At 54.1% G+C, this 13,332-nt stretch carries 16 protein-coding genes; 8 read left to right on the top strand and 8 right to left on the bottom strand.

Annotated elements, in window-relative coordinates:
- The first annotated feature begins 49 nt into the window (after nucleotides 1–49).
- From AUQ43_RS06705 to hmpA, 3 genes are all read left to right on the top strand, one after another.
- A complete protein-coding gene (locus tag AUQ43_RS06705) occupies nucleotides 50–493 on the top strand; it encodes an Rrf2 family transcriptional regulator (RefSeq protein ID WP_062955493.1) in 444 nt (147 codons plus the stop codon).
- A 123-nt stretch (nucleotides 494–616) separates the two neighbouring features.
- Nucleotides 617–1,018 carry a group III truncated hemoglobin gene (locus AUQ43_RS06700; RefSeq protein ID WP_062955492.1) on the top strand — a complete coding sequence of 134 codons (402 nt, stop codon included), beginning with the start codon at nucleotides 617–619 and terminating at the stop codon, nucleotides 1,016–1,018.
- Nucleotides 1,019–1,155: 137 nt separating this feature from the next.
- The gene (gene hmpA, locus AUQ43_RS06695) at nucleotides 1,156–2,370 is read left to right on the top strand and encodes an NO-inducible flavohemoprotein (protein ID WP_062955491.1); all 1,215 of its coding nucleotides are present in this window, start codon (nucleotides 1,156–1,158) and stop codon (nucleotides 2,368–2,370) included.
- Between the two features lie 70 nt (nucleotides 2,371–2,440).
- On the opposite strand, the gene AUQ43_RS06690 is transcribed toward hmpA, so the two are convergent.
- The 7 genes from AUQ43_RS06690 to AUQ43_RS06660 all read right to left on the bottom strand — a co-directional run bounded on the left by AUQ43_RS06690 (nucleotide 2,441) and on the right by AUQ43_RS06660 (nucleotide 9,196).
- A complete protein-coding gene (locus tag AUQ43_RS06690) occupies nucleotides 2,441–5,047 on the bottom strand; it encodes a PAS domain-containing sensor histidine kinase (RefSeq protein WP_062955490.1) in 2,607 nt (868 codons plus the stop codon).
- A 112-nt stretch (nucleotides 5,048–5,159) separates the two neighbouring features.
- Nucleotides 5,160–6,230 (bottom strand): flagellar biosynthesis protein FlhB, encoded by a 1,071-nt coding sequence (gene flhB / locus AUQ43_RS06685; protein WP_062955489.1) that lies wholly within the window; start codon nucleotides 6,228–6,230, stop codon nucleotides 5,160–5,162.
- Nucleotides 6,231–6,544: 314 nt separating this feature from the next.
- Nucleotides 6,545–7,309, bottom strand: a complete 765-nt coding sequence (gene fliR, locus AUQ43_RS06680; protein WP_062955488.1) for a flagellar biosynthetic protein FliR — start codon at nucleotides 7,307–7,309, stop codon at nucleotides 6,545–6,547.
- A gap of 51 nt (nucleotides 7,310–7,360) precedes the next feature.
- Nucleotides 7,361–7,630 (bottom strand): flagellar biosynthesis protein FliQ, encoded by a 270-nt coding sequence (fliQ, locus tag AUQ43_RS06675; protein WP_062955487.1) that lies wholly within the window; start codon nucleotides 7,628–7,630, stop codon nucleotides 7,361–7,363.
- 186 nt (nucleotides 7,631–7,816) lie between these two features.
- Nucleotides 7,817–8,143 carry a flagellar hook-basal body complex protein FliE gene (gene fliE, locus AUQ43_RS06670; RefSeq protein ID WP_062955486.1) on the bottom strand — a complete coding sequence of 109 codons (327 nt, stop codon included), beginning with the start codon at nucleotides 8,141–8,143 and terminating at the stop codon, nucleotides 7,817–7,819.
- A gap of 45 nt (nucleotides 8,144–8,188) precedes the next feature.
- Entirely contained in the window at nucleotides 8,189–8,596 is a 408-nt protein-coding gene (gene flgC / locus AUQ43_RS06665; RefSeq protein WP_033068901.1) for a flagellar basal body rod protein FlgC, read from the bottom strand.
- A 24-nt stretch (nucleotides 8,597–8,620) separates the two neighbouring features.
- Entirely contained in the window at nucleotides 8,621–9,196 is a 576-nt protein-coding gene (locus tag AUQ43_RS06660; protein WP_232310610.1) for a flagellar basal body protein, read from the bottom strand.
- Between the two features lie 108 nt (nucleotides 9,197–9,304).
- Here AUQ43_RS06660 and csrA point away from each other — a divergent pair, with 108 nt between their 5' ends.
- From csrA to fliP, 5 genes are all read left to right on the top strand, one after another.
- The gene (csrA, locus tag AUQ43_RS06655) at nucleotides 9,305–9,589 is read left to right on the top strand and encodes a carbon storage regulator CsrA (RefSeq protein ID WP_062955485.1); all 285 of its coding nucleotides are present in this window, start codon (nucleotides 9,305–9,307) and stop codon (nucleotides 9,587–9,589) included.
- A 245-nt stretch (nucleotides 9,590–9,834) separates the two neighbouring features.
- Nucleotides 9,835–10,251 carry an EscU/YscU/HrcU family type III secretion system export apparatus switch protein gene (locus tag AUQ43_RS06650; RefSeq protein ID WP_062955700.1) on the top strand — a complete coding sequence of 139 codons (417 nt, stop codon included), beginning with the start codon at nucleotides 9,835–9,837 and terminating at the stop codon, nucleotides 10,249–10,251.
- Nucleotides 10,248–10,583, top strand: coding sequence for a hypothetical protein (locus AUQ43_RS06645; protein ID WP_062955484.1), 336 nt, complete (start codon nucleotides 10,248–10,250; stop codon nucleotides 10,581–10,583). The genes AUQ43_RS06650 and AUQ43_RS06645 overlap by 4 nt, the downstream gene beginning before the upstream one ends.
- A gap of 174 nt (nucleotides 10,584–10,757) precedes the next feature.
- On the top strand, nucleotides 10,758–11,144 hold the full coding sequence (locus AUQ43_RS06640) for a flagellar biosynthetic protein FliO (RefSeq protein WP_062955483.1): 387 nt from the start codon (nucleotides 10,758–10,760) through the stop codon (nucleotides 11,142–11,144).
- Nucleotides 11,141–11,959, top strand: a complete 819-nt coding sequence (fliP, locus tag AUQ43_RS06635) for a flagellar type III secretion system pore protein FliP (protein ID WP_181838561.1) — start codon at nucleotides 11,141–11,143, stop codon at nucleotides 11,957–11,959. The genes AUQ43_RS06640 and fliP overlap by 4 nt, the downstream gene beginning before the upstream one ends.
- 50 nt (nucleotides 11,960–12,009) lie before the next feature.
- Here the strand turns inward: fliP and AUQ43_RS06630 are convergent, their stop codons facing one another.
- Nucleotides 12,010–13,278 (bottom strand): FAD-binding oxidoreductase, encoded by a 1,269-nt coding sequence (locus tag AUQ43_RS06630; protein WP_062955482.1) that lies wholly within the window; start codon nucleotides 13,276–13,278, stop codon nucleotides 12,010–12,012.
- Nucleotides 13,279–13,332: the final 54 nt, after the last annotated feature.

Below are 13,332 nucleotides of genomic sequence, written 5' to 3'. Positions count from 1 at the left end.
CAGAAATATTTGCATTCCAAATGCGCATTTTTATCTGTAGAATGAATTCATGCAGTTAAACCGTTTCACTGACTATGCCCTTCGCGTCATGATGCACTTGGCCGCCGCCAACGGACGCCTCATGTCGACACGCGAAATAGCCGACTTGCATGGTGCCAAATACAACCATCTCGCCAAGGTCACGCAGTGGCTGGCCAATGAAGGTTATATTGAGACAATCCGGGGACGCAGCGGCGGGATCGCCCTGGCAAAACAGCCTGATCAAATTTGCATCGGCACACTCGTCCGCAAACTTGAAAGCCAGACTGCCCTTGTCGAATGCATGCGTGAAGATCGCGGCAATTGTCGGCTGTCAGTTGCCTGTGGCTTGGCGGTTGTCCTGAAAGATGCAGAAGAATCGTTTTTCAGAACCCTGGATCAGGTCACGCTGGCGGATGTTTTGAAACGTCAGAGCGGCATGTTTGATCTTTTGATCAGCATGAACGCCAAATAAGTCACTTCATATCAAATCACTAGACTGCAACCGCTCAGTTTGAAATGCGATGTCATAAAATTGGTATTTACAATGCATATTTATAGTTATATATGCATTTAGAATACTTATTAAGAGGTCGTCATGAAACATGTTGATGAGTTCCCCCCGCAAAGGATCACAGAACTGTTGTCGGTATTCTACGGACGCGTGCGCAAGGACCCCGAACTTGGGCCGGTCTTTGATGACATTGTTGAAGATTGGGACGAACACCTCGCCCGCCTCGAAGACTTCTGGTCGTCACTGATGCTGGCATCCGGGCGCTACAAGGGAAATCCGCTTGTGATGCATACGCTGCATTCCGACCGGATTACCCCGAACATGTTTGATCGCTGGCTTGCAATATGGACAGCCACCACCGACGAATTGCTGTCCCCGGAAGTGGCCATGATCATGCAGACCAAGGCCCGGCGCATCTCGTCTCGCCTAAAGGCGGTCATGTATGAACCGTGTCACGGACACCAGCATGCCGATATTCATCCCTGACACAAAACCGGATCAGCGTCTTCAAGACGCCTGACTGAGCTTGCCTCCGTCACGTTTTCGCATCGTGACCGGCACTTCGTCCGAAGTGCCGAACCGTTACCCTTGTCTTTAACCGAAGCCTGAAAAGAGATTTTGCAATGTCAAACCCCCTTTCTCCACGCACCATCGAACTGGTAAAATCAACCGTCCCGGCCCTCTCCGCGCGGGGCAGCGACATCACAACGGTGATGTATGGAAAACTGTTTCAGGATGACCATATCCGGGCGCTTTTTAATCACTCCAACCAAGGTGATAACGGATCACAGGTTCATGCCCTGTCAGGCGCGCTCATTGCCTATGCACAGAATATCGACAAACTTGATGCGCTGGTTCCGGTCGTTGAACGCATTGCCCACAAACATATCGGCTATCATATTCTGCCCGAACATTATGACTATGTAGCCCGCGCACTTCTTGCTGCCATTGAAGAAGTCCTTGCACCCGATATCACGCAAGAGGTTCTTGAGGCTTGGGGAGAAGCATATTGGTTTCTTGCCGATATCCTGATCAATCGTGAAGCCGACATCCGCACAACGCTTGAAAACAGCAAAGGCGGCTGGAACGGATGGCGCAAATTCAAGATAACGGCAAAGCAGCCAGAAAGTGACGTTATCACATCCTTTACGCTGTCACCGGTCGATGGGTTACCTGTTCTGGACCATCGTCCCGGACAATATCTGACGCTGCGCCTTAAGCTCGAAGATGGACGTACGATCAAGCGGAACTATTCAATATCCTGCGCACCAAATAATGATCACTATCGGATTTCCGTCAAGCTGGAGCCAAACGGCCAAGGCGGGTCGCGCTTCTTGCATGAAACTGCACAGATTGGTGATGTTATTGACCTGACGCCCCCGGCTGGTGATTTCTTCCTGCCCGATGAACCCGAACGCCCTGTTGTATTGTTGTCAGCGGGTGTCGGCCTGACGCCGATGGTCAGTATGGCAGAAACTATCGGTGCACATTACCCTGATATTGAAACGTACTATGTCCATGGTGCGCTCAACAGCCGGACACATGCGATGGACAAACATGTCCGCCAAGTCGCAAAGCAGCACGGAAAGATGTTTGTCGCAACGTTCTATAGCGACCCGACGAACGATGATCTCTGTGGTAAAACGCATGATCAGGACGGATATATTTCACCAGACTGGCTATCGGCCAACACGCCGTTTCACAATGCCGACTTTTTCCTGTGTGGTCCAAAACCGTTCTTGCGCACAATGGTATATGCACTTGCAAAACGCGGTGTGGAAACCGATCGCATTCACTACGAATTTTTCGGCCCGACTGATGAAAACATTGCCGCATGAACCAAAAAACAAGGCGTCTGAGAACCAGACGCCTTGTTCATTTCTGTTCGGTCAGTTTACGCCAAAGCGCTTAAAGCACTTCCTTGACCTTGGTTGCGAGATCCTTGAGCGAGAACGGTTTGGGCAGGAAGTGAACACCATTTTCTTCGTCCAGTTCGTCGCGATAGGTATCTTCGGCGTAGCCCGATATAAAGATGACTTTGAGTTCCGGCTTTTGTTCGCGCAGCATGCGAATAAGTGTCGGGCCATCAATGCCCGGCATCACGACATCCGAAATCACCAGATCGATTGTCTTGTCCGTATTGTTCAGGACTTCAAGCGCGTTGTCGCCGTTATTGGCTTCAAGCACGTCATATCCCTTGCTGCGCAGCGCCCGGGCGCCAAATGTGCGCACCGCGTCTTCGTCCTCGACCAACAGGATCGCGCCGGTTCCGGTCAGGTCGCGTGACGGGGTTTCTTCGATCACGGCCTGCGTTTCGGCAAGCTCTTGCTCGGATGCCTCATAGCGCGGCAGATAAATGGTGAAGGTCGTGCCCTTGCCTTCTTCGCTGTTGACTGCGATGAAACCACCGGTCTGCTTGACGATCCCATACACGGTCGAAAGCCCAAGCCCGGTACCCTCGCCACGCTGCTTGGTCGAGAAGAAGGGTTCAAAGATGCGCGTCAGGTTTTCCTTGGGAATGCCAATACCGGTATCGGTCACCTTGATGCCAATATAATCCCCCGGCGGGATGATCTCGGTACCGGTCGCGGTCGGTTCGTCAATGATTTCGGGGCTGGTTTGCACCGTAAGCGTTCCGCCCTCGCCTGCCATGGCATCACGCGCATTGACGACAAGGTTGATGATCACCTGATCAAGCTGGCCCGGATCGACCTTGACCAATCCGATGTCACGCCCATGACTCACCTTAAGGTCGATCTTCTCGCCAATCAGGCGGCGCAGAAGATTGGACATTTCGGCCAGCGCATCAGTGATATTGATGATTTTCGGCTGCAATGTCTGACGCCGCGAGAACGCCAAAAGCTGCCTGACAAGGTTGGCCGCACGGTTGGCGTTCTGTTTGATCTGCATGATGTCGGCAAAGCTCGGATCGCCCGGCCCGTGACGCGACAACAAAAGATCGCAGAAACCGATCATCGCCGTCAGAAGGTTATTGAAGTCATGTGCCACCCCACCGGCAAGCTGGCCAACAGCCTGCATTTTCTGGGACTGGGCAAATTGTTCCTCAAGGTTCTTCTGTTCGGTCGTATCAAGGAAGTTCAAAAGCAGCGCACCGGCTTCGCCAGAACGGCCTGCGACGCGTTGCAGATAAATCTGTGCGGCAACACCGCGCGCACCGGCAAGGCGGGCCTCAATCTGGCCGCCCTTGCCCATTCCCATCACAGCCTTGGACAAATAGCGCGCCACTTCGTCGCGATCTTCGGGAACGATCAGCTCCAGGATCGAACGCCCGACGACCTTGTCATGTGTCTGACCGGCGGTGACAATAAAGGCACGGTTGGCATCAGTTACCGTGCCCGACATATCCGCCAGAACAATGGAAAGCGGGCTTTCATCAAAGAACCAGCGCACGCGACGTTCGGTTTCGGCAAGCGCATGTTCCCATTCGTGGGCCGGCATCGGGTCCGGGAAGACCACCGCCTGACTGCGCACAGGCCCTGTGCCCGGCGCATTGATTGAGTGGGTCACAAAGCAGCGAATGGGCTCGCCACCGGCCACCTTGAATTTGACTTCACCATTCACACCGTCCCCAACGATCAGGTCGGCGAGCTCAACCGTGCCGTCATTGAAGTCTTCGGGCTCTCCACCCAGCCAGCTTGCAAGGCGGCGGTTAAGGTAAATAATGCGCCCGTCTTCATCGAGCCCGCACACCCCGACCGGCAGGCGTTCGATCATCTGATCAGCATGCTCAAATCCACCTTGGGCGGCGGCAACCGGCAGGTTGGCCGCCATTTCAGGTGCCTGTGGCGCAGAAAGGGCAAAGCTTTGCTGTGGCTCGTCTGACGGCAGAAGCACGGACGCGTCGCGATCGGCCAAGACCGTTTGATCAACCCCGTCAACAGTCCAAAGCATTTGACCCGCACGTGCATTGGCCGCCGTGACAGCAATCCTCAGACAAGCACCGTTGGCGGATGTCTCTGTATTCTCGGTGCGGTCGTCTTCGTTGTCCTCGCCGGTTTCTTCGGAACCTTCGTTGTCAGAAGCACCTGTATCATCGGCAAATTTGTCAGAGCGCGACAGATCAACAAACATCTGGCCGCCCTCGCCGCGCATCGCCCGTGTGCGAAGTTCGGCAAGTTCGTCACCGCCGATCCCCAGAAATGACAGACGGGCTTCAAGTGCGGACAACATGTCCGACCCTGCATCAATACCAAGCTTGGAAGAAAAGGCCGGGTTGGCATAGATCGTCTTGCCATAGGCATCAATCAGCGCAACACCAATGTCAGATTTGGCAAAACCCGAAATCAGCGGCGCAAGACCATCATGACCGCCACTGCGAAGCTTTGCCGACAGGGAAAGCGACGCCACAGCCACGACAGCCACCCCCGTGACCATGGCACCGATAATCCACATCAGACGCGCGTCGAGTCCTGCCTTTGCCAGCACATCCATCAGGACGAAGACAAACGCAACGAATGCGACACTTACAGCAAGGATAAGCCCCCGAAACAGCACGCGACCGCCTTTAACGACAATAACTTAACAAAATAGTCTATACTTTTAGCTGCTTATCGCCCGACTGGCTACCGGCAAGTTTTCATTCAGATAAAGATACCGACGCGCCGCGCTAGCCCAGCTTCTTGCCGCGCTGACGGAACACGAACGAGATGATCTCGGCAACCGCCTTGTAATGTTCGGGCGGGATTTCCTGATCGATTTCGACGGTGGCAAACAACGCCCGGGCGACCGGCGGGTTTTCCATGATCGTGATGTTGTGTTCTTCGGCGACTTCACGGATCTTGAGCGCAACGTTGTCCTGCCCCTTGGCGATACACATCGGTGCCCCCATGGTGTCGATGTCATATTGCAGGGCAACGGCAAAGTGCGTCGGGTTGGTGATGACAACATCGGCCTTTGGCACGTTTGACATCATGCGCTGCTGGGCACGTTCCATCCTGATCTGACGGACCTTCGCCTTGATCTCGGGGCTACCTTCGGTCTGTTTGAATTCGTCCTTGATCTCCTGCTTGGACATCTTCATCTGCTGATTGAACTCGTACTTCTGATAGGCAAAGTCGAGCCCGGCAATCACAGCGGTCAAAGAAACCGTCGCGATCAACAGGATGATGATCATGTCATAAAGGCGTTCAAGCGTCAGACCGAGGGACAGCTGCGGATACAGTTCGACATCCACCAGTTCGGGCATGATCACCAGTGCAAGGACCACACCGACCAATATGATCTTGCTGACATTCTTGGCGAACTCGACCAGGCTTTTCATCGAAAAGAGGTTCTTGAGCCCCTTTAGCGGATTAAGCTTTTCGGGCTTGGGCTCGATACGGTCAACCGCGACGACAATCCCGTTCTGCACGATATGCCCGGCCACGGCGAAGAATACCAAAAGCACAAACGGGATGCCCATCACCCAAAGCATGCCAAGGATGACGTCTTCAAACAGACCGGGGACACCCGCCTGGGTCACATCAATCATATGCGGGTGTTCAATAAAACCGAAGGCCAGATCACGCACGCCAGCCGCCATGGTCGGGCCGAGCATGGTCATGACAAGACCACCGCCGAACAGGATCATGAAGTTCCCGACTTCCTTGGAAACCGCCACCTGACCTTTTTTTCGCGCGTCCTCAAGCTTTTTACTTGTGGGGTCTTCTGTTTTTTGGCTGTCGTCTTCTTCTGCCATTGGCACACCCATGCTTGGCAAAACGGGGCAAAACGCCGCCCGTCACGGCCTTATACCAAGGAGCAGAAATACTCATCAATAGAGATCGTGCAAACGAGCTATTGGCCAAGAAGAACAGTGCAGGCGATGCGGTGCATCGTCAAGCTGATCTGACGCCAGCCGGTAGTTTGTTTGCGCGACCGGGACGGCACCTTATCACGCCCTCCGGATCGCGGCGTAGCTCATTTCCGGTGCTCCGCATCGCCGCGCGAGCCTCTCCTAACCAGAGAACCCGATAAGGTGTCTCTATAGGTGACTATTTCTACTCCTTGGTATTATGGATTGAGAAACGCCTCAAGCCCGGTCTCGAAATATGCAAGAAAGACCATCATCATGGATGGCAGGGCCAAGGTCAACAAAAGCAGCGCAATCGCGATCTGAACCGGCATGGCAACAAAGAACACGGGCAATTGCGGCATCAGCTTGTTCAGCAAGCCCAGCGCAATTTGCAAACAAATCGCCACGACCAGAAACGGTGCAGACATTTGCATTGCGATGACGAAACTGTCATTGAGCGCATTGGCGAAAAATTCGCTCATATCCCCGACGGGCAAAACACCACCGGGCGGGAACAAGGTATAGCTTTCAAACACGGCCTGAATCATCAAATGATCCATCCCGGTCGCAAACAAAAGCACAAGCGCGACTTGCATCAACAAGTTACCCGTCACCGCACTTTGCGCGCCTGACAGCGGGTCGGCGGTAAAGGCGTTCGCCATCGAAGACAGATAGGCAATAATTGACCCGGCCGTCTGAATACCCGCCAACATGACCTGGGCAAACAGGGCGAAAAACAGGCCAACCGTAACTTCATATCCGATTCCGACAAGTAGAGACGGCGCATCAGCCGGTTGTGGCGGGAATAACGGCCCGGCCAGCGGCGAGATCACAACCGCCACCCAAAAGGCAAACAAAAGCCGGGCACGTGCAGGCACGGCGCGGGATCCGATTCCGGGCATAAAGGCAAAAGCCGCCCCCACCCTGGCGAAAGTCATCAGGACGACGTAAACATTCAGCGTAAGAAGTTCTTGAAGATCCATGTCGTCTTCGACTGCCTTACATATTCACGCTGGCATGCGGCGGAGTTAACGCTAGTTGGGCAACCCGATAAAGTGGTCAACCATTCGGCCCATGAATTCGATCATCTCGGTCATCATCCACGGCAGCAAAACCAGAAGCGCGACAAAGATCACCAGAATCTTGGGGACAAAGGTCAGTGTCATTTCCTGAATCTGGGTCAGGGCCTGAAACAGGGCGATGATCAAACCGACACCAAGGGCAATCAGCATCAGCGGCGTGGTGACTTTCAGCAGTGTCCAAACCGCGTCATAGGCCACGTCCATGATTTCCGCTTGATCCATTGGGTCTTCCTGTCTCGCCGTCTTGTCTTGCGCGCCGCGTCGGGCCTTTATCCTTCATACAGGATTTATCACGGGTATTGCCATGATTTCCTGTCTTATCAAATGCTTCGTTGTGGATCGTTCCAAAAGAACAAAAAACCGCACGAATGATCGCGCGGTTTTGTCAGTCACGTCTGCGAATGCCAATCAGACCGGCATATTCAGGATGCTCTGATACGCTTCGACGGCTTTGTCGCGAACTGAAACCACGGTACGCAAGGTAACCTCGGCTGCGGAAACGGCGGTGACAACTTCGTGCAGTTCCGCATCACCGGTGACGGCTTTCTGGGTCATTTGCTCGCTCATCGCCATGGTGTCGCGGGCATCATATGCCGCGCCCTTCACCATGTCGGCAAAACTTTCCCCCGGGTTTACGGACTGGCCCGTACCGGTCACGGTTTCCGTAACGGTATTGGTCTTGCCTGCGGCCGCATTGCGGTAGGCAGAAATGGCATCGTTGAAGCTTCCGACCATCGGTCTTAATCCTTAAACGTGTTCGTACCCGGCTATATCGGCTGCTTATTGCAGAATATCAAGGGTCTTGAGCAACATGCTACGCGATGACTGGATCACATTGAGGTTTGCCTCATAGGACCGCTGTGCTTCGCGCATATCCATCATTTCGACCAGCGTTTCGACATTCGGGGTCTGGACATAACCCTGATCGTTGGCCGCCGGATGGCTTGGTTCGTACTTCATACCAAAATCAGAGCGGTCCGGCATTACCTTATTGACCTTGACCATTTCAACACCGACTTCGCGGTCCATAACGTTCTTGAACGTCAGGAGCTTGCGGCGATACGGATCCTGATTGGGCGCGGTCGGCAAGCTGTCTGCGTTGGCAACGTTTTCTGCCGCAATCCGAAGACGGGTCCCCTGTGCGCGCATGCCGGCAGCAGAGATTTTAAAAGCCTTGTAGAGTTCCATGGTTTCTTACTCTCTGATTACCGGTTAGCGGCCAAGTGCCGAAATAAACATTGTTTTCTGTTTGGCGTACAAACGGGTCATGGTCTGATAATCGACCTGGTTTTCGTTCATCTTGACCATCTGTTCTTCAAGGATGACGGCGTTTTTGCCCGGTGCGACTTCGTAGTTCTTGCGCACTTCCTCGTCCTTGAAGTTCTGCGGTTTGTTAAGACCCTGACTATGGCCCGGCGTGGTCGCCTGCATCGCAAGGATGAACTGGCGGTCGCGGCCGATATTTTTCGGGTCGAATTCCTTAAGATCGTTGGCGCGGTAGTTTGGCGTATCGGAGTTGGCAATATTCTGCGCGATGACTTCCTGACGCTGTGTCAGCCAGTCCATCTTCTCCTTGAGATTGGCGAACATGCCAAGTTTGCCGATATCCATTTCCTGCTCCTTGTCTGCGCGTCGTTCAGTATTGAGTGCGCGGGTAAAGCCGAAGTTAACGTCACGCCCTGATCGGGCCGGGATTTTCCGAAAGGCCGTTTTTGCCGCCCCGTCAAATCCTGCCAACACAAATGCACGTTGCGTGCCAAAACCAAAAACAGCGTTGAATTCACCCAAGAATAGTTCTAATCACTGCGAGTACTAGACCCCGCCTATGAAACCGGGCATATTGGGCTCATCTGACGAATTAAGTTTGTCACCTATCTATCGAAACCGGGACACTGCATGCTCTATCTCACACGAAAAGTTGGCGACTCCGTTGTCATTGATGACAATATTGAAGTCACCGTCGTTGAGGTGCGTGGCAAAACCGTGAAACTTGGCTTCACCTTCCCCGAAGATGTTCAGGTCCTGCGCCGCGAACTCTATGACCGCATTCAGGAAGAAAACCGTTCTGCAGCCGTCAGCGAGGACCTTATTCGTCATCTTGGCAATGTTGACCCGTCTGACAAAGCCGCTTCCAAGAAAAAGGCCGATGCTGAGTCGACCGAAAGCTCCAGCGACGACTAGCACCCTTGCGCCGGTCACACAGAGTTCGGACCGGTAACAAATCCCGACAATTTGTCCTACCATCAACAGCATGCAGGCCTATTGGCCAGTGTGGTTTTGATTGTATTGCCGATGTGATGATCACAAGATTTGGGTCGACGTTCAGGTCGACAACGTTTTGTTGACCATCTTGGGTCTATGGTCGACCCTGTTAGGGGTGCCTGCCACTGGCAAAAATGGCAAACCGTCCTGAATTGAAGGACCGTATGAGCGGGAAAAAGCCGACCTATGACATTACCGACACACCGGCGAGCAAGACGGAAGACCTTGCCGCACCGGGTGCGCCTGACCAAAAGGCGGTCGCGCTAAGGTACAAGCATGGGCGGGACAATGCCCCGACACTAAGTGCTAAAGGCGAAGGCAGCGTTGCGGAACAGATATTGCAGGTCGCCTTTGCCAACGGGATCAAGGTCCGCAAGGACAGTGATCTTGCCGAGATTTTGATGGCTGTGGACGTTGAAAGTGAAATACCGCTTGAAGCCTTTGCAGCCGTCGCCGAGATATTGAACTATATATACCGGATCAATCGCATTTATGGCGGTCCGTCGCGCAGCCAGTCCGATCCAGAAGATCAGATCCTGGCAACACCAACAGATGACGTAAACGGGGAAGGCCCATCATGAGCCCAGAGCAATACAAGCCCGATCAGTTCAAAAACGACCTGAAGCGCGTCCTGTCATTGATCCGCACCGGACAACGATATCTCGAAGACGGCAAGGTCGTTGAACTGTCAGCCCTTGAAAGCCGCATTGCCGACCTGTGCGAACAGGCCCGCACCCTTGCCCCGGAGCAACGCCAGGAAGTCGCGCCGCTGCTTGCATCACTGACCGAGGAACTGGGGCAATTCGAAACCCGGATGCAGCAGGAATACAGTGACATTCAGCGCCAGCTTCGTGGCATCAGCAACACCGCGCAGGCAACAAATGCCTATGCACAGGCTGCACGCACCAAATAGCAAAGCCCCCCTAAGGCGCTGTTTTGAAAACGGCTATCGTAAAGGCGGGGTTTGGATGTCATCTTGCTTGGCCTTGCACGGCACGGTAAACAAGGACATGAAGACGGTGATCGCAAGTGCGATGGTAATGCTGCCAACAGATGATCACGGGTTGTTGACGGGGAAAGCTGCCTGATGGAACTAAGCGCCTATTTCCGGTTTGTTGCCGCCCTGCTTTTTGTGCTGGGGATTATTGGCGTGTTTGCCCTTTTGGCGCGGCGATTTGTTCCGGGCGCGCGCAACATCAACCGCCGTGGCGTGAAAAGACGCCTGTCGGTCGTCGAAGTCGTTCCTGTCGACACCAAGCGCCGTCTGGTTTTGCTCAGACGCGATGATACCGAACATCTTGTCATGCTTGGACCAAATGGCGACACCGTGGTCGAACGCAATATTGGCACCCATTTCAGCGAAATACTTGGTAATCAGCCCCCGTCAGACGAAACCCTGTCGCCTGAAACCACCGAAATTGCCATTGATGCCACAAAAGATGCCGCCCCGACTGACAGGAATACGCCTGCATGAACCGTGATATCCCATCAGCCCGCACCGAGGATGAGAAACCGGCAAAGGCCGGGTGGCGTGCGCCGCGCTGGCTAACCCTGTGTGCGATCTGGTCACTGATCCCGATGATTGCCATTTTGGCGGGCGGCGACACGGTTCAGGCGCAGTCTTTCAATTTTGATCTGGGTGACGGTCCGGGCGTGACATCATCTGGCCGCCTGATTCAGCTGATCGGCCTGATCACGGTTCTGAGTATTGCCCCCGCCATCCTTATGATGGTGACGTCCTTTACCCGTATCATCGTGGTGCTCAGCCTGCTGCGAACTGCACTTGGTATTCAGCAGTCACCACCGAACCAGGTTCTGATCAGTCTGGCGATGTTCCTGACCCTGTTTATCATGATGCCAACCCTTGAACGGGTTTGGGACGAAGGCCTGGAGCCGATGATCAATGGCAACATTGACGAATTCGAAGGGTTCGAACGCTCCGTCCAGCCGGTACATGACTTCATGATGACCCAGGTGCGCGAACGCGACCTTCAGCTTTTTGTCAATCTGGCTGGTATTGAGGAAGTCACCGCGCCCGAGGATATCCCGCTGCGTTCCCTGATCCCGGCCTTCATGATCAGTGAACTGCGCCGTGCGTTCGAGATCGGCTTTTTGCTGTTCATCCCGTTCCTGATCATCGACATGGTGGTTGCCAGTATCCTGATGTCGATGGGCATGATGATGCTGCCGCCGGTTATTATTTCCCTGCCATTCAAACTGATCTTCTTTGTGATGGTCGATGGCTGGTATCTGATCGCCGGATCTCTGGTCGAGAGTTTCGGTGGTTAGGCCGGCGGGCCGAAAACGTTCCATTCCAGACGAACAGAAAACAGGTCATCTTAGCGTTCGAGATGATCGCGCAGGCGATAATACCAGATCGCCATCGTGGCATAGGCACGGTGCAGATCATGGGCAAATAACGGTTTGATGTCGCTAAAACGCAGCGGCAACGGCATATCCGGTCTCAGAAGGTTATCGGCAATCGCCTTGCCCAGTGAGGTCGACAGGGCCACGCCGCGCCCGTTATAGCCAACCGCCATGGTCATATTCTCCAGCGGTCGGTGCAGATGCGGGAAATGGTCATAGGTCATGGCAAGCGTACCCGACCAGCAAAATTCAATCGGCAAAGATTTGACCTGCGGGTAATAGGCATGCAGCTCCGAGATAATTTCCCTGAAAGCATCACGGCCAACCGGATCTGCAAACGTCCCGCGTCCGCCCATCATCAACCGCCCACCTGGCCCAATCCGAAAATAATTACCAATGCGCCGGCTGTCCGAAACAGGCGTTTTGTTTGGTAGAACGCTGGCAAGTTGTTCCGCGCCAAGCGGTGCGGTTGCAACCTGAAAACTGTTTGCCGGAATCAGGCTTCTGCGCAATTTCGGGAACAGGTCATCGGAATAGCCGTTTGTTGCGACCACCACATGGTCACTTTTGATCGTTGCCGTGCCCTCGGCAATCCTGGCATGCCATTTTCCGGAAATGCAGTTCATGCTGCGAACTGGCGCGGGGGCAAACACCTGACATCCCGCCGCCTGCGCAGCACGGGTCAAACCGCGGATGTATTTAAGCGGATGAAGTTGACCTGCACGGTTATCAAGCCAGCCACCAACAAGGCGTTTACTGCCTGAAATCGCCTGAACTTCAGCTGCATCTAGCAAGCGTACATCCGCGCCGCGCGATTGCCATTCCCGCATACGGGTTTCAAGCAAGTCAAGGTGATCACGCTTGATCGTGCCCTGTATCCAGCCACTTGGCGTGGCGTCGCAATCGATACTGTGTTTCGCGATCAGATCAAATGTGGTTTTGGCGGTATTCCCCGCAAACTCGGTCGAGAACGCACCATAGAGCCGGTCAATCGTTTCGGGGTCATGTTTCAACCCGGGAATAACCTGCCCACCATTTCGGCCCGAGGCCCCAAACCCCGGTTGCACAGCATCGACCACAATGACCGATGCACCACCCTTGGCCAGTTGAAGCGCGCAGGACATGCCCGTAAAGCCAGCGCCGACAATCATGACATCGCAATCATATTCGCCTTCGGGCTTTTCGGTCTTGGGGGCGTCATTGGCGGTCGCCTCCCATAGCGATGTCAGTTCATCTTTCATGCGGACCTCGGTGGCAGGGCATTTCGCCTCAAGACCAGAATACGTGAAGTAACA

Source organism: Thalassospira sp. MCCC 1A01148 (assembly GCF_001613795.1).
In the GTDB taxonomy this organism is placed as follows: domain Bacteria; phylum Pseudomonadota; class Alphaproteobacteria; order Rhodospirillales; family Thalassospiraceae; genus Thalassospira.
This window is presented reverse-complemented; position numbering and strand designations above follow the sequence as displayed.